The organism is Bordetella genomosp. 11 (assembly GCF_002261215.1).
In the GTDB taxonomy this organism is placed as follows: domain Bacteria; phylum Pseudomonadota; class Gammaproteobacteria; order Burkholderiales; family Burkholderiaceae_B; genus Bordetella_C.
Genome location: NZ_NEVS01000004.1, coordinates 4,514,897 through 4,532,801, shown reverse-complemented (window position 1 = coordinate 4,532,801; position 17,905 = coordinate 4,514,897). Strand labels below are relative to the sequence as shown.

The following is a 17,905-nucleotide window of genomic DNA, read 5'->3' as shown; positions in this document are numbered from 1 at the left end:
ACGCGGCCCGCATGAACGTTCGCCGGACTTCGCCGAACGGGCCTGGAGGCGCCCCGAACGCGGAAGCCGGCGATTTTCCTTCGGAAGGTGCCCTGGTCCGGGCATCTTCCCCGCCGGGGTTTAGGCATTGATCGTCTTTCGCCCCCTGACCAGCCCCAATGACAGCGCCGTGCCCACCAGGATAATCGCGGCGCCCAGCAATATCGTCCCGGTGATCGCTTCGTCCAGCAGCAGCGTGCCCCACAGCACCCCGAACACCGGCACGAGGAACGTCACACTGACAGCCGCCGTGGGCCCCACGCTGGCGATCAGCCGGAAAAACATCACATAGGCGATGGCCGTGCACACCAGCGCAAGCGTGATCGTCGCCCCCCAGGCTTGCATCGATACCGGCTCGACCGGCCAGGTCCAGATCGCGAAGGGCATCAGCAGCAGCGACGCGCTGACCATGCTGCCGGTCGCGCCGCTCAATGCGTCGACGCCGCCCAGATAGCGCTTCGTGCTGTTGGCCGCAATGCCGTAGCACAAGGGCGCCACCAGCGCGGCCAGCACCGGCAGGCCGGTCCCGCCATCGCTGAAATCGAACTTGTCCCACACCAGCACCACAATGCCGGCGAACCCGATGGCCAGACCCAGCACGCGCAGGGCAGGCAGGCGGTCGCGCAGCCACACCCAGCCGATAACGGCACCCCACATCGGGGTCACGGCATTCGATACGGACAGGAAACCGGCGCCCAGCTCTTGGGCGGCATATCCGTACAGCAGGAAGGGCAGCGCCGCGTTGAACGCGCCGACCCAGAGAATGGGTTTCCAATGGCGCAGAATCACGCCCATGCCGCCGCGCCATGCCAGCACCGCCAGCAGGGCCAGCGCGGCCAGGCCCACCCGCAATTCCATCAGGGGAGCGGGTCCCAGCTCCGGCACCGCAATGCGCATGAAGAGGAAAGATCCGCCCCAAACGGCGGACAGCACCAGCAGGTCGGCGAGGTCGCGGCTGCGCATGGATAAACGCGTGTATGCCAATAAGGCGGAGGAGCATACACCGGCCAGCCGCCATGCCACTCCGATTCTTGCGACGCGCAGAGGGGTATGCCGTCCGGCGAACGCGGATATCGCTTCAGGTGAAGAAGGTGTGATAGCCCACGAAGACAAGAATCAGCATTGTCACCACCGCCCAGGACCAGCGGGAATTCCGCAGCCCGTGCGGCTCCGGCGGCGGCGGGGGAGGCGGGGGTGCGAGATGCGGCTGGGCCGCCATGTGGTCGATGAAAGCGGCGAAGAACTTCTGCACGATCTTATCGGCCGCCTTCAGCAGGGTGCCTTCGCCCACCTCGGCCAGTTTGCCGCCGGCCATGGCGGCCAGCGTATAGGAGAGCCGCGTGCCTTCGTCCTTGGGCGTCAGGTTCACCTGGGCCGTACCGATGGCCAACCCCGCGGCGCTGCCCTTGCCTTCGAACACCAGCGTACAGCCGTGAGGGGGGTTGACGTCCGATAGCAGGACTTCCCCCTCGTAGTCCGCCCCCAAGCCGGCGACCTTGGCGCGGACGGTAAAGGCGTACTCGGTCGGCGACCTGCACTCGACGTCCACACAGCCCGGGATGCATTTGCGCAGCACAGCGCAATCGGTCAGCGCTTCCCAGGTCTGATGCTGGGTAGAAGGAATCCATTGGGCATCGGAAATGCGCATGGCTGTCTCCTTTATTTGGACTTCTTTGGACTTATTCTGGACCTGATTGCTGCGAAAGGCTACGGGGTGGATTACCGCATGCGTGGCCATTTGCAACTGACGAATGGCTGAGCGGCAATGCCGCCGGGAAATCGGGTGTTTTTGGACAAACCGACTGCCCGGTAAAGTGTTACGAATTGCTCTTGGCCGGCCGGTGTGGGATGAGCCCCGGGGCGGCGCTGCGTGGTCCGGGATCCGCTTCAACGCGCCGCGCCGAAACTTTGCATTAGATCAGTGACATACGGAAAGCTGCCGCCTCCGGAAGGTCTCATGGAAAAGCAGTAAAATCGGTGCGCCATCAAGTGGGGTAATGATGAGCTGCGCCCGGAAGGTACTTCCGTCCGCATCGACTTAATTTCGTGCAGCCGACCCTAGAAACCGGAAAAGAGTCAAAGGGTAGGTAATCTAATGCTTTATGTGTCCATCGCCTTTATAGCGTCTGCTATATGCACGCTTCTGACGCTCAGGTTCGGACATTGGCATCTGCGTTATACCGGCGATACCGATATGACGGGCGTGCAAAAATATCACGTCCGTCCGGTGCCGAGGGTGGGGGGCATGGCGTTAGTAGTCGGCATGCTGGTGGTGGCCGGTGCCGCCGCATGGCGCGAGCCGAATCTGGTCAAACCCCTCCTGTTGTTGATGCTCTGTGGCATGCCGGCCTTCCTTGGCGGATTGGCGGAGGATGTTACAAAACGCGTCCGAGCGGTCGTACGCTTGCTTCTCGCTATGCTGGCGGGGGGACTGGCCTACTATTTCCTCGGGGCTGCCGTACTGCGCCTGAACATCATTGGGGTGGACTGGCTATTGCAGTTTTGGGTTATTTCCCTCATCTGTACGATGATCGCCGTCGGGGGGGCCTCCAACGCCATTAACATCATTGACGGTTATAACGGCCTGGCGGCGGTGGTATCAGTCATGATTTTGGCGGGTATGGCCTACGTGTCGTACTACCTCGGCGACCGCCTCTTGGTGGTGGCTTCGGTGGGAATGATGGGTGCGATCGGCGGCTTTCTGATCTGGAACTACCCGCGTGGACTGATATTCCTGGGCGATGGTGGGGCCTATTTTATCGGCTACATGATTGGCGAATTGTCCGTGCTGATGCTTTATCGGCATCCGAACGTTTCCGCGTGGTTTCCCTTGTTGCTTTGCATTTATCCCGTATTCGAAACGCTTTTTTCGATATATCGAAAGCGCTGGCTGCGGGGTCGCTCCCCAGGCATGCCGGACGGCGTCCACCTGCATATGCTTGTTTACAAGCGGCTGGTGCGTTGGGCGATTGGATCGACAGAGGTACGCCATAAGATCCAGCGCAACGCTATGACGTCGCCGTATTTGTGGGTGCTGTCTTCACTGGCTGTCATTCCCGCCGTGCTTTTCTGGCAGTACCAGTACGTGCTGATGGGTTTTGTGGCACTGTTCTCCGTTGTGTATCTGACCCTGTACCGCACCTTGGTGCGTTTCGCCACGCCGCGCTGGCTCATGGTAAAGAAAGAGGCTGACGACGTTTGAGTACCGAGTTTTCAAATACGCCGGCGACTCCGCCTGGACCTGTTTTGGCCCTTCCCAAAGTCGCCATATTGCTCTGCTCTTATAACGGGGCTCGGTTTATTCGGGAGCATCTGGATTCCATCCGCGCTCAAACCTACGGCAACTGGAAGGTTTGGGTGTCGGATGACGGATCGCGTGACGGCACGTTGGAAATTCTCTCGGAATATCGCCGCGAGTGGGGGGCAGATCGCCTGGAAATCCTGCACGGCCCCTCACGCGGGTTTGCCGCCAACTTCCTTTCCTTGGTGTGCCGCCCGGAGATCGAGGCAGACTACTTCTCCTACGCGGATCAAGACGATGTCTGGGAGAAGCAGAAGTTGGAACGTGCCGTTGCTCAACTGCAAGTATTGGGGACCGATTTGCCAGCCCTCTACTGCTCACGGACCCAGCTAGTGGACGAGGTTGGCACGCAGCTCGGCCTATCACCTCTCTTTACACAAAAGCCAGACTTCCGAAACGCCCTTGTGCAGAATGTCGGGGGGGGCAACACCATGGTTTTCAATGCGGAGGGGCGCCGCGTATTGCTGAGTGCCGGTCCGGATCTGGATGTTGTCGCACACGATTGGTGGACCTACGTAGCCATTAGCGCCGCAGGCGGCCGAATCGTCTACGATCCCGAGCCTACCTTGCTGTACCGCCAGCATGGTGGCAATCTCATTGGATCCAATCAGGGATTCTCAGCGCGCTTCGTACGCATCCGGTTGCTCATGCAAGGCCAACTGCGGCGCTGGATCGACGCCAACGTCGCGGGTCTGCGCCGGATCGGCGCGCGTCTGCCGGCGCCTCAACGCAGGATTTTCCTGGAATTCGATTCTTCGCGGCAGGGGGGTATTGTCCGCCGCCTTGTGGGTTTGAAGCGTTCCGGAGTCTACCGGCAGACAATTGCCGGAAATATCGGCCTTATTGTGGCGGCCTTTTTCAAGAAGCTATAGCTATGACGATTTTGGTAACGGGTGGTGCGGGTTTTATCGGGGGAAACTTTGTGCTGGATTGGTTCGCCCAAGCCGGCGACGAAGCGCTGGTCAACGTCGACAAATTGACCTATGCAGGCAATTTGGAAACGGTCGCCTCGGTTGCCCAGCGGCCGGGCTACACCTTCGTCAAGGCGGATATCGGTGATCGCACGGTTATCTCCGCGCTGTTGAAAGAACACAAGCCGCGAGCTGTGGTGAATTTCGCCGCCGAATCCCACGTGGACCGATCGATCGACGGCCCGGGGGAATTTATTCATACCAACGTCGTCGGCACCTTCAATCTGCTCGAAAGCGTTCGAGGATATTGGTCGGAACTTCCCGAAGCGGAAAAAGGGGCATTTCGTTTCCTGCATGTGTCTACGGATGAAGTCTACGGTTCGCTCGAAGCCAATGACCCGCCTTTCGCGGAAACCAACGCTTATGAGCCCAACAGTCCCTATTCGGCCAGCAAGGCCGCATCCGATCACTTGGTCCGCGCATGGCACCATACCTACGGCTTGCCGGTAGTCACCACGAACTGCAGCAACAACTACGGTCCGTATCATTTTCCGGAAAAGCTGATTCCGCTCGTCATACTGAACGCGATCAATGGGAAGCCCCTGCCCATCTACGGTGATGGCCAGCAGGTCCGCGATTGGCTGTACGTGAAGGATCACTGTGCCGCGATTCGCACCGTCCTTGCTTCGGGCAAGGTGGGCCAGACCTATAACGTCGGGGGCTGGAACGAAAAGCCCAATATCGACGTTGTCAGGACCATCTGCGCCATCCTGGATGAACTAAAACCTCGCGCCGATGGCCGTTCCTATGCCGAACAAATCACGTTTGTGCGGGATCGCCCCGGGCATGACCGGCGCTACGCGATCGACGCGCGCAAGATAGAGCGCGAGCTCGGCTGGAAGCCCGCCGAAACATTCGACTCGGGTATCCGCAAGACGGTGGCGTGGTACCTGCAAAACACCGGATGGACATCCAACGTCCAGAGCGGTGCCTATAAGCAATGGCTGGAAAAGAACTACACGGGCCGAGACCAGTGAAAATACTCCTGCTAGGCAAGAACGGCCAGGTCGGCTGGGAGCTGCAGCGGTCTTTGGCGCCGTTGGGCGAAATCGTCGCATTGGACAGGACCGGTGCGCCTGGACTGTGCGGCGACCTGGCCGATGCCGCCGGTATCGCGAAGACCGTAGCAACGGTAGCGCCGGACGTTATCGTCAATGCCGCCGCGTATACCGCCGTGGACAAGGCGGAAAGCGAGCCGGACGCCGCGTATGCGATCAATGCGGCCGGGCCTGGCGCATTGGCTGTGGCCGCCGCTGCCAGGGGCACGCTGCTCGTCCACTACTCCACGGACTACGTCTTCGACGGCAGCGGTTCCCGCCCTTGGACGGAGGACGATGCAACCAACCCATTGAGCATCTACGGGCGCACCAAACTGGAAGGGGAACAACGCATACGTGAAAGCGGCTGCGCCCATCTGATCTTCCGCACCAGCTGGGTCTATGCGGCGCGAGGCGGAAACTTCGCCAAGACGATGCTGCGGCTTGCGCGTGAACGCGAAAGTTTGTCCGTCATTGACGACCAGGTCGGAGCGCCGACAGGCGCGGAGCTGATTGCCGATGTGACCGCCCATGCCATCGCGCGGACACGTGCCGCCGCCTCACTGTCAGGCACTTACAACTTGGTCGCCGCCGGCGAGACATCATGGTTCGCCTACGCACGATACGTGCTGGAGACAGCCGCCGCGCACGGTCTGCAATTGAAGGCAGGTCCCGATGCGGTATCGGCTATTCCGTCAAGCGCGTACAAGGTCGCGGCGCAACGGCCGCTGAATTCACGGCTCGATACTACGTCCCTGCGTCGGACATTCGGATTGTTTTTACCTGTGTGGCAATCGGGTGTCGCGCGCATGCTGAACGAAATACTGGAAAGATGAGCACAAACATGCAACGTCAACGTAAAGGGATCATCTTGGCGGGCGGGTCCGGGACCCGGCTCCATCCGGCGACGCTAGCCATTAGCAAGCAGTTGCTGCCGGTTTTCGACAAGCCCATGATCTATTACCCGCTTAGCACCCTGATGCTCGCGGGTATCCGGCAAATCCTGATCATTTCCACGCCACAGGACACGCCGCGGTTCCAGCAACTGCTAGGCGACGGATCGCAGTGGGGCGTTGAACTCGAGTACGCGGTACAGCCGTCGCCCGATGGCCTGGCTCAGGCGTTCGTCATCGGCGAGCACTTCGTTGGGGACCATCCTTCGGCGCTGGTGCTGGGCGACAATATTTTCTACGGTAACGATTTCCATGAGCTCCTGCAGCATGCCGACGCCAGCACGGACGGCGCAACCGTTTTTGCCTATCACGTGCACGACCCCGAGCGTTACGGCGTTGTCGAGTTCGACGAGCGAGGCACTGTGCTGTCGCTGGAAGAAAAGCCGCCCGCACCTAAATCCAATTACGCGGTGACGGGGCTCTATTTCTACGACGCGCAGGTAGTCGAAATTGCCAAGAGCATCAGGCCGTCCGCGAGGGGTGAGTATGAAATCACCGACGTGAACCGTACGTACCTGGAGCAGGGCGGGCTTTCAGTAGAGATCATGGGCCGTGGGTATGCCTGGTTGGATACCGGTACCCACGATTCCCTCCTTGAGGCCAGCCAGTTCATATCGACGCTGGAGAATCGCCAAGGCCTGAAAGTGGCCTGTCCCGAAGAGATTGCATTCCGGCAGAAATGGATCTCCGCCGCGGACCTGGAAAGGCTGGCACAACCGTTGTTGAAGAACGGCTATGGAAAATACCTGCAGCGCATCTTGACGGAGCGTGTTTACTAAAATGAAAGCGACCCGCTTGGCAATCCCTGATGTGATCCTGTTCGAACCCCGCGTGTTCGGCGATGCCCGAGGCTTCTTCTATGAAAGCTTCAATAGGAAGTTATTCAATGAAGCGACGGGACGCGAGGTCGATTTCGTCCAGGACAATCATTCCCGTTCCTCGCGTGGCGTATTGCGTGGCCTGCATTACCAGGTTGCGAATACCCAGGGGAAACTGGTGCGGGTAGTGTCCGGTGCGGTATTCGATGTGGCGGTTGATATCCGGCGGTCTTCTCCCACGTTCGGTCGCTGGGTTGGCGCCACGATCAGCGAGGAAAACAAAGCCCAGCTCTGGGTGCCTGAGGGGTTCGCGCACGGTTTCGTTGTCCTGACTGAAACCGCGGATTTTCTCTACAAGACGACGGACTACTATGCGCCGCAGCACGAGCGCTGTATCCGTTGGAACGATCCCGATCTGGCCATCGAATGGCCGGACGTCGGCACCCCGACGCTATCCGCGAAAGACCTGCAGGGTGCCGCTTTCAAGGACGCGGAAGTATTTGCATGATCAGAGCTTCCGTCATCATACCGACCAAGAACCCGGGGCCTCTATTTCGGAAAGTGCTCGAGACAGTCTGCGCTCAATCTACGGACTTCGACTTTGACGTCCTGGTCGTGGATTCCGGTTCGACGGATGGGACGGTGGACTTTGTTCGCTCGTATCCTGACCCGCGTATCCGCCTGCATCAGATCCCTGCTGGCGAATTCGGGCATGGAAAGACGCGCAACCTTGCCGTTTCCATGTGCCGGGCACCATATGCCGTACTGATCACGCATGACGCCTTGCCGGCCGACAACGGGTGGTTGGCTGCCATGGTACGGGCCGCGGAAAGCGACGACTCGATCGCAGGCGTCTTCGGGCGGCATTTGGCCTACCCGACCGCGAGCCCATTCACCAAGCGCGATCTCGAAGCGCACTTTGCTTCATTCCTTCAACGGCCTGTCGTGTGGCTTGACGACGAGACGCGGTATCGGGCCGATCCCGGGTATCGGCAAATGCTGCATTTCTTCTCGGATAACAACGCTCTTATCCGGCGCAGCGTATGGGAACGGATTCCCTACCCCGACGTCGATTTTGCGGAAGACCAGATCTGGGCGCAACGGGCCATAGAAGCCGGTTGGAAGAAGGCATATTCGCATGAAGGTGCCGTGTATCACTCGCATGACTATGCAGTCGTCGAACGCTTGCAGCGCAGTTTCGACGAGTCCTATGCCTTGCATCGGCTATTCGGTTATGTTTTGTCGCCCACCCTACGCCACGTTGCGCGCTCCTGGGCCGGCCGCACCGTGAATGATTTCCGCTATGCCAGACGGGAGCACCTATTGCGCAATGACTGGCGCGCGGTCGTGCGGGCCCCATTCGATAACCTGATGTTGCCGCTGGGGCACTACCTGGGTGCCCGCGGCGACGCGCTCCCCGCGGCTGTGCGCCGGAGTCTGTCGCGGGACCGGCGCATGATGCTTGGGCTGGCCACTTCTTCCAGCGGAGGGGCAAAACGATGAGCATCCAGGCGTGGAAAAATCGTTTCAGTCGGGCCGTGGCGTTCTCTCGGGACCGTGGTCTCAAGGCCCTGTTCGTCAGGGTTTTTCAAGTCGTCCTGAATCCTGCTGCACTCGATCGGGAGCTCCGCCAAAGCCTTGTCCAGGACGTCAGGAAGCACTATTGGTTTGTCCAGAAGCAGGCGATCGGGCAGACACTGCCGGCGGATGCGATCCGGCCCAACACCGTCAACTGGTTCGTGCCGGATGTCGGACGCGGGTCGGGCGGCCATCTGAACATTTTCCGTTTCATCAGCTACCTGGAAGAACAGGGATTCGAATGCCGGATTGTCGCGATCGGCGATAACTTTCCGAACCTTGCGCCGGAGCAGTTGAAAAAGGACATTGCCAATTGGTACTTCCCGCTGAAGGCGGAAACTTATGTCGGTGCGCACACCGCGCCGCCCGCGGCCATGTCCTTCGCTACCGCATGGCAAACCGCCTACATCGTCCGGAATTTCCAACCGACCTTGCACAAGTGCTACTTCGTGCAGGACTTCGAACCGTGGTTCGCGGCCGCCGGCTCGCAAAGCGCGCTGGCGGAAGAAACCTATCGCTTCGGCTTCATGGGTATTACGGCAGGCTCATGGCTGGCGGACAGGCTCAAGCGGGATTACGGGATGACAACGTACCCCCTGGGATTTTCCTACGCCAGGGATCTGTACGTCCCCCCTCCGGACGAATCCGCCCAGCTGGCAAGCAGGAGGATATTCTTTTATGCCAGGCCGTCTACCCCGCGTCGGGGCTTCGAGCTTGGCATCCTGGTGCTGAGCGAGGTCGCCCGACGCATGCCGGATGTGACCATGGTGATGGCGGGCGGCAGTCTGCGTGCCTACCAGTTTCCTTTCAAGTTTGAGAGCAGGGACATCGTCAAGCTATCCGACTTGCCCCAACTCTACGGCACTTGCTCGGCCGCCCTCGTTCTCTCTTTTTCAAACCTTTCATTGCTGCCCCTGGAGCTTATGGCCTGTGGTGTACCCGTTGTCAGTAACCGAGGGCCAAACACCGAATGGCTGTTGAATGAAAGTAACGCGCGCTTGGAGCCACCCACGGTCGAGGCCCTGGCCGACGCAATATGCGACGTCCTGCAGAATCCTGCGGAAGCGAAGCGTTTGCGGGAAGGTGGGCTGAAGGCTGCCGGCGCAACCGACTGGGCGACCGAAGGGCTCAAGCTGGGGCAAATCCTACAGGCATTGCAGGCGTCGTCCGTGCCGAATTGCGGGGTGGAGCAGCATGGTTGATCTGGCGAATGCCCGATGTGTGGTCCTTGGCGGGGGCGGGTTTCTGGGAACCAATCTATGTGTGGCGCTTTCCGGAAGAGTGGCGTCGCTACGTGCCTTTGGGCGGCGGCAGTCATTCCCGCAAGCGATCCGTCACGTGGAATGGATGCAGGGGGATTTTTCCGATCCGACCAGCGTAGCGTCGGCAATTGCCGATTGCGATGTGGTGTTCCATCTGGTCAATGCCACCACGCCTGCCAGCGCCAATATCGATAAGGTCGCGGACCTGGAAGCCAATGTCGTGCCGACGCTGCGCTTGCTGGAAGCCTGCCGCGCCGAAGGCGTGCAACGTGTCGTGTTCGTATCGTCGGGGGGAACCATTTACGGTGTGCCGGATCAGATACCCACGCCGGAAATAGCTCCGAATGAACCCATCACGGCGTACGGCATATCGAAACTTGCCATTGAAAAGTACCTGGCCTTGTACCGGCGTGCCCACGGCATCGATTACCGCATCCTGCGGGTCGCCAACCCCTATGGTCCGTACCAGACCGCGCTGAAGAGCCAAGGTGTAATTGCGGCATTCCTGCGCAAGGCCCTGGCAGACCAGCCTATCGAGGTCTGGGGGAATGGCTCGGTCGTTCGCGATTACGTGTACGTAGACGATGTGTCCAGAGCGCTTGTCGCGGCGGTAATTCACGAAGGCAAGGAAAGAATTTTCAATATCGGCAGCGGTGAGGGGCAGAGCCTTTTGGCGATTGCCGGTGTCATCGAAGATCTGCTCGGCGCTAAGCTGAATTTGCGGTTCGCCAATGCCCGGCCGGTGGATGTGCCGAAAAGCGTGTTGGATTGCAGCCGCGCCGCGGCCGAACTGGGTTGGCGGCCGGAAATCGAGCTTCGTGAAGGCATTAGAAGAACAATGGCTTGGATGAAGAGCACCGCATTGTCCTGAGCCGCGGCCTATATGCCGCATCGGGCGCAGGATAGCGTACAACCTAGAGCAGATATGAATTCAGCGATTGGCAGTGTTCCTGCCTTAGTAATGGCGCCGGGACAGCACGGCGCTATCGGCGTTACCAATCATGGCGAGGATCATCAATGAATCCCCACGCTACGCAGTCCGCATCATTGCCTCAAATGTGTCGCAGCATATGGGGCCACCGGGGCTTGATCCTGCAAATGACCGTGCGGGAGGTCGCTGGACGATATCGCGGTTCTTTTTTCGGCTTGGCCTGGTCTCTCTTCAATCCTATCCTGATGCTTTCCGTCTATACCTTCGTATTCTCGGTGGTATTCAAGTCCCGCTGGGGGACCAATCCGGCAGGGGAGAACAAGAGCGAATTTGCCGTCATACTGTTCGTCGGTCTGATCGTCTATGGTTTTTTCGCCGAGGTCATCAATCGCGCCCCGGCATTGATCGTCTCGAACGTCAATTACGTAAAGAAAGTGGTTTTCCCGCTGGAGATTCTGCCCGTCGTCACGATGGCCGCCGCACTATTCCATAGCCTGGTCAGTACTTTCGTGCTGCTGGTGGCCTTTGTCCTGTTGAACGGCTTTCTCCATTGGACGGTCATTCTTATCCCTCTCGTCGTATTGCCCCTTATCATCCTGGTGGTCGGCCTGGCGTGGTTGTTGGCCTCTCTGGGCGTTTTCCTGCGTGACCTTGCACAGACCATCAGCATCATCACGATGGTCTTCATGTTCTTGTCCCCGATCTTCTACCCGGTTACCGCATTGCCGGAGAGGTTTCGCACCTGGTTCATGATCAACCCGCTTACCTTCGTTATCGAAGAAACACGCGCGGTGGCGATTTTCGGCCAGATGCCGAATTGGACCGGGCTGGCTTTGTATTTTGTGGGGTCCTGCCTGGTGGCATGGTTCGGGTATGCGTGGTTCCAGAAAACCCGGAAAGGTTTCGCCGATGTCATCTAGTGCTGAATTGAAGGGTGTGGAAGTCGCCGAGCCTTGGACCGGCACATCGTCCCAGCGAGGGAAAGGCGACGTCGCGATACGCGTTTCCGGCCTGGGTAAATGCTTCCACATCTACGATCGCCCACGCGACCGCCTAATGCAGTTCGTCCTGCCCCGGCTGCAGTCGGCTACGGGGCGTCAGCCGCGGCAGTACTTCCGTGAATTCTGGGCGCTGCGGGATGTTTCTTTCGAAATCAGGCGGGGCGAAGCGGTCGGTATCATCGGCCGCAATGGTTCGGGTAAGTCGACCATTCTGCAGATCATTTGCGGCACCTTGTCTCCCACGACGGGCAGTGTCGAAACCTATGGGCGGATCGCGGCGTTGCTTGAACTCGGGTCGGGGTTCAATCCCGAGTTCACAGGGCGTGAGAACGTCTACATGAACGCCGCTGTACTTGGCTTGACGCGGGCCGAGGTCGATCGTCGATTCGACGACATCCTCGACTTCGCGGAAATCGGCGATTTTATCGACCAGCCAACCAAGAATTATTCCAGCGGCATGCAGCTGCGCCTCGCCTTTGCCGTCGCGATCAATGTCGACCCTGAAATACTGGTGGTCGACGAGGCGCTATCCGTTGGCGACGAGCGTTTCCAAAGAAAATGCTTTTCGCGCATAGAAGAGATACGGTCCAGAGGCGCGACGATCCTGTTCGTATCCCATTCGGGAAACACGATAGTGGAATTGTGCGACCGGGCCATCCTGCTGGACAGCGGCGACTGCCTGGTCGTCGGCGAGCCCAAGACGGTCGTAGGGCGCTATCAAAGGCTGCTGTATGCCGCCGATGATGTCCGGGCAAAGATCAGGGTAGAGATCGCGAGCGCGGATGCCGAGTCCGATAGGGACACCAGTTTCCCTCTTGTGGAGGCCGGCCGCGGCGGCTCGGAAGATACCGCCACGTCGGGCAAACCCGTAGAAGAAGTCAAAAACCGGGAACAGGATGAGGGGCCTGAAGAAAGTTATGATCCCGCTTTGCTGCCGTCCAGCACCATAGAGTATGAGATCAACGGCGCGACGATCGAAAACCCGATGGTGTTGACTCCGGATGGACATCAGGTCAACAACGTTCGCCGGGGCCGCCGCTATCAGTACGTTTACACGGTGCGGTTTCACAAAGGAGCGGGCAGCGTCGCCTTCGGCATGCTGATCAAGACTATCAACGGTCTGGAGCTCGGCGGTGCTATTTCCGCCTCCCAGCCGTCGTTGGGCATTGAATATGTGGCAGCCGGATCCGTGATTCGCGTGAGATTCGATTTCCAATGTAACCTTGCGCCCGGTGTCTATTTTCTCAATGCCGGGGTGCAGGGGGATATAGACGGTATGTACACCTATATGCACCGTTTGCTGGACGTCGCCATGTTCCGGGTGCTTCCCGAGCGCAGGCTTGCCATGACGGGGCATATCGACTTCGGCTGCGAGCCGAGCGTGGAATTTTTGAGAGATATAAATGAGTGACGCCATAGAGCGGCCCATGTCTTCCCATAGAAAGATGGCCGTCATTGTCCTAGGGATGCACAGAAGCGGAACCAGCGCGATCACTCGTGGTTTGGAAGTGCTAGGAGTCCAACTGGGGGATAACCTTCATCCGTCAGGTGCTGATAACCCCAAGGGGTTCTGGGAAGATAAGGACTGCCTCGCGCTGAATGAGCACCTGCTTGCCTCCGTGGGCTCTGCCTACGACCGCCTGGGGTTGGTTAACTGGGATTTCCCGACTGACGACCCCATCATTGCGCGATATGCCGCCGAAGCGGAAGCCCTGGTCCGTGCCAAGCTTGGTACTGGCAACTACTGGGGGTTCAAGGACCCACGTACGGCTCGGTTGCTGCCTTTCTGGCTCCGTGTATTGGAACGGGTGGGCTGCGACATTGGCTTCATTATTGCGATCCGTAATCCGCTCAGCGTTATGCAGTCCCTGCAGAAACGCAATGCTTTCGAACCGGAAAAATCCTTCTATCTATGGCTTGAGCACGTCGTACCGGCGGTAATCGGTACACGCGGCAGGAAGCGGATAGTGGTCGATTACGACACGCTGCTGGCGGCTCCGGAGCCTCAACTGGCGCGCATCGCGCGGGCGCTGCAACTGCCTGAGCCGGACGCTGCCGCGCTGCGCGTTTACGAGAGCGAGTTCCTGGAAAGCGGGTTGCGACACACGCATTACACAGCGGAAGACTTGCGGGAAAATCCTGCGGTGCCGATACAGGTACGTATCGCCTATGAGCTTCTGCAGCGTGTCGCTATGGAGGAGCTGTCCGTTGACGATCACGAAGTCGAAGACACGTTTGTGGAGCTGGCCTCGGAACTTGTATCCATCTTGCCCGCGCTGAGTCTTATCGCACGGCAGGAAAGCAAACTCTGGGAACTAGGCACCTCTCTGCGCGATGCGCAGGAAACTGTGAGCGCCAATACCGGCAAGCTTCTAGAGGTCAACCACGCCATATTCGAGAATTCGAAGACGGTGCAGGCGCTGCGGAGCCTGCTCGCGGATTTCTCCAGGCAAAACGCAGAATCGATCAGCGAACTGACCACTTCATTGCAGGAAAGTGCGAAGCTGATCGCTGCGCACGGCGTGACCATCCAGGCTGGCGAACAGCGCCTGGAGAGTCTGGCTCATACGGTGCAAGTGCTGGCGGATCGCGTCGAGGCGATGCGCCGAAGCAGTGCCCGATACTTCGCCAGCCGTATCTATTGGACGGCGCGACGCTTGGCAATGCGGTCGTTCAGGGCTCTATGGCGGCTTATCCCTCTATCCGACCGGCGGAAGGAGGCGATCAAGGGCTATGCATTCACGCGACTCGGGTTCGCCCTGAAGCGCACGTACGCCTATCGCGTATGGCAAGATCACTTGAAGTTCGTGGAAGAGGCCGGGAAGTTCGCGCGCTACCCGGACCAACTGCCGCCTTTTCATGCGCGGTTGCCGGATTATGTGCCGTTGATCGCGGCCCCCCCGCTGCAAAAAAAGGAAGCGCGGCTGATCTGCTTTTATCTTCCGCAGTTCCATCCTATTCCCGAAAATGATGAATGGTGGGGAAAAGGGTTCACTGAGTGGACCAACGTGGTGCCTGCTCGGCCCCAATTTGAAGGACACTATCAGCCACACGTACCTGGTGAACTGGGATACTACGATTTGCGTGATCGTGCGGTACAGCGCCGGCAAGTCGACCTGGCCAAGCTTTACGGCATTGAAGGTTTTTGCTTTTACTTCTATTGGTTCGGCGGAAAGCGCCTGCTCGAAACACCGATAGCGAATTATCTCAATGATTCCAGCCTGGATCTGCCGTTCTGCCTGTGCTGGGCGAATGAGAACTGGAGCCGACGCTGGGATGGCCTGGACAGCGAGATACTGATCGCCCAGGATCATTCGCCTGCTGACGACCTTGCGTTTATTGCCTATATCGCAAAATACCTGCGAGATCCGCGTTATATCCGAATCGACGGTAAACCCCTGCTACTGGTCTATCGGCCCGGCATCCTGCCAGAGCCGGCGGAAACCGTCCAGCGGTGGCGGAAGTGGTGCCGGCAGAACGGCATCGGCGAGATCTACCTGGCGTACACGCAGTCGTTCGAGTCGGTCGACCCGCGCCGCTACGGTTTCGATGCCGCAATCGAGTTTCCCCCCAATAACTCGTCGCTGTTGCCGGCGCGGGATCAGGTCGCGCCACTGCACTCTGATTTCGCGTCCACCGTCTACGACTGGCGTACCTTGGTCAGAAGGTCCAGGCAATATCCCAAGCCCGACTACACATTGTTCCGCGGCGTGTGTCCCTCGTGGGACAACACGGCCAGAAAGAAAACCCGGGGCACCGTGCTGTTGAACAGTTCGCCGCGTGGCTACGAAGAATGGCTTGGAAACGCCATCGCCGACACCGTTACGCGAATCACGTCAAAAGAGGAGCGGCTGGTATTCATCAACGCGTGGAACGAATGGGCGGAAGGCGCGCATCTTGAGCCGGATACCAAATACGGGTATGCCTTCCTGGACGCGACGCGCCGGGCGCTGGAAAACAACGCTGAATCGCAAGGGCTTGGCAGTATCGTTGTCGTGACCCACGACGCGTACCTCCATGGAGCCCAGTATCTTGCCCTGAATATGACCAGGGCGTTGAAAGAGGATTTCCACCTGGACGTCGAAGTCGTCTGCCTTGGCGGCGGCCCTTTGAAATCCGAGTTCGCGAAGTACGGTCAGCTGCATGACATGGAAGGCCAGGACCAACGAGGCGAAAAGGCGGCCCAAATTGCCGCCGACTTGGCCGCACGGGGATATCGCTTCGCGATCGTCAATAGTACGGTGAGCGGCCTTTTCCTGGAAACTTTGGCAGCGCATGGCATCCGGTGCGTTGCGCTGGTGCATGAGCTTAGCGGCATCCTGGCTCATTACAAGCTGGAGGAGCACGCGAGCGTCATCGCGAGGCATGCGGAAAAGGTGATTTTCCCGGCCAACTTGGTCAAGGAGAGCTTCCGAGCCGTCGCGCCGCTGCGAGAAGACGCATTCATCATCCGGCCCCAGGGCCTGCACAAGCGAAACCGGTATCGCGCCAATTTCGCACAGGCACGCCAGGAACTTCGCACGCTGCTCAAACTGCCCAAGGACGCACACATCGTCCTGGGCGCGGGCTACGCCGATCGCCGCAAGGGCGTGGACATGTTCATCGAAGCGGGCCTGGAGGTACTCAAGACCACGCCGGATGCCTATATGGTGTGGTTGGGCCATTGGGAAGCCGAGATGCAGGCGACAGTCGCGTCCATGCTGGACGCCTGCAGCGCCGATATACGCAAGCACTTCGTGTTTCCAGGGCGCAAGGATGACACGGATGTGTTCTACGCCGGCGCGGATGTGCTGGCGTTGACCTCGCGCGAGGATCCCTTCCCCACGGTGGCTCTGGATGCGATGGGGGGCGGTTTGCCGATCGTCTGCTTTGGCGCCACGGGTGGGATTCCCGAACTGGTCCGGCGCGCCGAAAGCGGCCTGGTCGTTCCCGCGTTCAATGTTTCCGCCTATGCCGAAGCGTTGAACAGCATACTGGCGGACAAGACATTTCGGGAAACGTTCGCCGCCAATGCCCTTGCCATTGTCGAATCGGAATTCTCGTTCAGGCGCTATCTTTTCACGGTACTCGAGGCACTCCGGTTCCCCATCCGTCGGGTATCCGTTGTCGTTCCCAACTACAACTATGCGCATTACCTGAAGGAAAGGCTGGACTCCATAGTGCAGCAGCGCTATCCCATCTACGAGCTTATCCTGCTGGACGATTGTTCAACGGATGGCAGCGCACAGATCATCAGGGAGATCGCCGCTGACTTGAACGTCGACACTCGGCTGGAGTGCTCGGAAGCCAATTCGGGCTGCGTCTTTGCCCAATGGGACAAAGGGGTACGGCAAGCCAGCGGTGAGCTCGTCTGGATTGCCGAGGCCGACGATTTGAGCGATCCGGATTTCCTTCTGGAGGTGATGCGGGGTTTCGACTATCCAGACGTGGTCATGAGTTACTGCGAAAGCCGGCAGATCGACTCGGCAGGGCTGGCTATAGGAAAGAATTATCTAGATTATGTGTCGGACGTTGACCCCAATCGTTGGCTTACGCGCTATATCGCTGACGGTACGGAAGAAATCACGGAGGCCTTGAGTGTCAAGAATACGATACCCAACGTAAGCGCGGTCGTCTTCGATCGTACTGCCATGATCAAGGCTTTGGACGCCGCGGGGAGCCTGGCGTCTCATTTCCGCGTGGCGGGAGACTGGCGTGTTTACGTTGAAATATTGTCGCAGGGGCGCATCGCCTATTCGCCGCGCTCGGCCAATCTGCATCGCAGGCATCAACGCAGTGTCACGAACTCGGGCTTGAATATCAGTCAGCTGACCGAGATCGTCCGAATGCAGGCGCTTGTGGCGAGCCGATACAATGTCAGGCCGGAAAAGCAGGCCGACGCGCGCCGATATGCCGAAAGAATATATCTTCAAGTGGGAGCAGGTGGTACTGACGCTCCGTCCATCGAACAAATCCTCAATGCGGCGAAAACCGCGGTCTGAAAGCTATTGGCCTTCGGCCAATCTGTAAACTTT

General features: G+C 59.1%; 14 protein-coding genes. 12 read left to right on the top strand and 2 right to left on the bottom strand.

Annotation, left to right across the window (positions count from 1 at the left end; translation table 11 throughout):
- Positions 1-120 precede the first annotated feature (120 nt).
- Positions 121-1,002, bottom strand: a complete 882-nt coding sequence (locus CAL28_RS28075; RefSeq protein ID WP_094844263.1) for a DMT family transporter — start codon at positions 1,000-1,002, stop codon at positions 121-123.
- A 115-nt stretch (positions 1,003-1,117) separates the two neighbouring features.
- On the bottom strand, positions 1,118-1,687 hold the full coding sequence (locus tag CAL28_RS28070) for an SRPBCC family protein (RefSeq protein WP_094844262.1): 570 nt from the start codon (positions 1,685-1,687) through the stop codon (positions 1,118-1,120).
- 447 nt (positions 1,688-2,134) lie between these two features.
- Here CAL28_RS28070 and CAL28_RS28065 point away from each other — a divergent pair, with 447 nt between their 5' ends.
- The 12 genes from CAL28_RS28065 to CAL28_RS28010 all read left to right on the top strand — a co-directional run bounded on the left by CAL28_RS28065 (position 2,135) and on the right by CAL28_RS28010 (position 17,872).
- Complete coding sequence (locus tag CAL28_RS28065; RefSeq protein WP_094844261.1) at positions 2,135-3,241, top strand: MraY family glycosyltransferase; 1,107 nt, start codon at positions 2,135-2,137, stop codon at positions 3,239-3,241.
- Positions 3,242-3,285: 44 nt separating this feature from the next.
- Positions 3,286-4,212: a glycosyltransferase family 2 protein gene (locus tag CAL28_RS28060; RefSeq protein WP_094844260.1), complete on the top strand. Its 927-nt coding sequence runs from the start codon at positions 3,286-3,288 to the stop codon at positions 4,210-4,212.
- A gap of 2 nt (positions 4,213-4,214) precedes the next feature.
- Positions 4,215-5,288 (top strand): dTDP-glucose 4,6-dehydratase, encoded by a 1,074-nt coding sequence (gene rfbB / locus CAL28_RS28055; protein WP_094844259.1) that lies wholly within the window; start codon positions 4,215-4,217, stop codon positions 5,286-5,288.
- On the top strand, positions 5,285-6,184 hold the full coding sequence (gene rfbD, locus CAL28_RS28050; protein ID WP_094844258.1) for a dTDP-4-dehydrorhamnose reductase: 900 nt from the start codon (positions 5,285-5,287) through the stop codon (positions 6,182-6,184). The genes rfbB and rfbD overlap by 4 nt, the downstream gene beginning before the upstream one ends.
- A gap of 8 nt (positions 6,185-6,192) precedes the next feature.
- Positions 6,193-7,080, top strand: coding sequence for a glucose-1-phosphate thymidylyltransferase RfbA (rfbA, locus tag CAL28_RS28045; RefSeq protein WP_094844897.1), 888 nt, complete (start codon positions 6,193-6,195; stop codon positions 7,078-7,080).
- A gap of 1 nt (position 7,081) precedes the next feature.
- Positions 7,082-7,627: a dTDP-4-dehydrorhamnose 3,5-epimerase gene (gene rfbC, locus CAL28_RS28040; RefSeq protein WP_094844257.1), complete on the top strand. Its 546-nt coding sequence runs from the start codon at positions 7,082-7,084 to the stop codon at positions 7,625-7,627.
- Positions 7,624-8,622: a glycosyltransferase family 2 protein gene (locus tag CAL28_RS28035; protein WP_094844256.1), complete on the top strand. Its 999-nt coding sequence runs from the start codon at positions 7,624-7,626 to the stop codon at positions 8,620-8,622. The genes rfbC and CAL28_RS28035 overlap by 4 nt, the downstream gene beginning before the upstream one ends.
- The gene (locus tag CAL28_RS28030; protein WP_094844255.1) at positions 8,619-9,899 is read left to right on the top strand and encodes a glycosyltransferase family 4 protein; all 1,281 of its coding nucleotides are present in this window, start codon (positions 8,619-8,621) and stop codon (positions 9,897-9,899) included. The genes CAL28_RS28035 and CAL28_RS28030 overlap by 4 nt, the downstream gene beginning before the upstream one ends.
- Positions 9,892-10,830 carry an NAD-dependent epimerase/dehydratase family protein gene (locus tag CAL28_RS28025; RefSeq protein WP_094844254.1) on the top strand — a complete coding sequence of 313 codons (939 nt, stop codon included), beginning with the start codon at positions 9,892-9,894 and terminating at the stop codon, positions 10,828-10,830. The genes CAL28_RS28030 and CAL28_RS28025 overlap by 8 nt, the downstream gene beginning before the upstream one ends.
- Before the next feature lie 146 nt (positions 10,831-10,976).
- Positions 10,977-11,810 carry an ABC transporter permease gene (locus tag CAL28_RS28020; protein ID WP_094844253.1) on the top strand — a complete coding sequence of 278 codons (834 nt, stop codon included), beginning with the start codon at positions 10,977-10,979 and terminating at the stop codon, positions 11,808-11,810.
- Positions 11,811-11,946: 136 nt separating this feature from the next.
- Complete coding sequence (locus tag CAL28_RS28015; protein WP_254926254.1) at positions 11,947-13,302, top strand: ABC transporter ATP-binding protein; 1,356 nt, start codon at positions 11,947-11,949, stop codon at positions 13,300-13,302.
- Positions 13,295-17,872: a glycoside hydrolase family 99-like domain-containing protein gene (locus tag CAL28_RS28010; RefSeq protein WP_141218257.1), complete on the top strand. Its 4,578-nt coding sequence runs from the start codon at positions 13,295-13,297 to the stop codon at positions 17,870-17,872. The genes CAL28_RS28015 and CAL28_RS28010 overlap by 8 nt, the downstream gene beginning before the upstream one ends.
- Positions 17,873-17,905 lie beyond the last annotated feature (33 nt).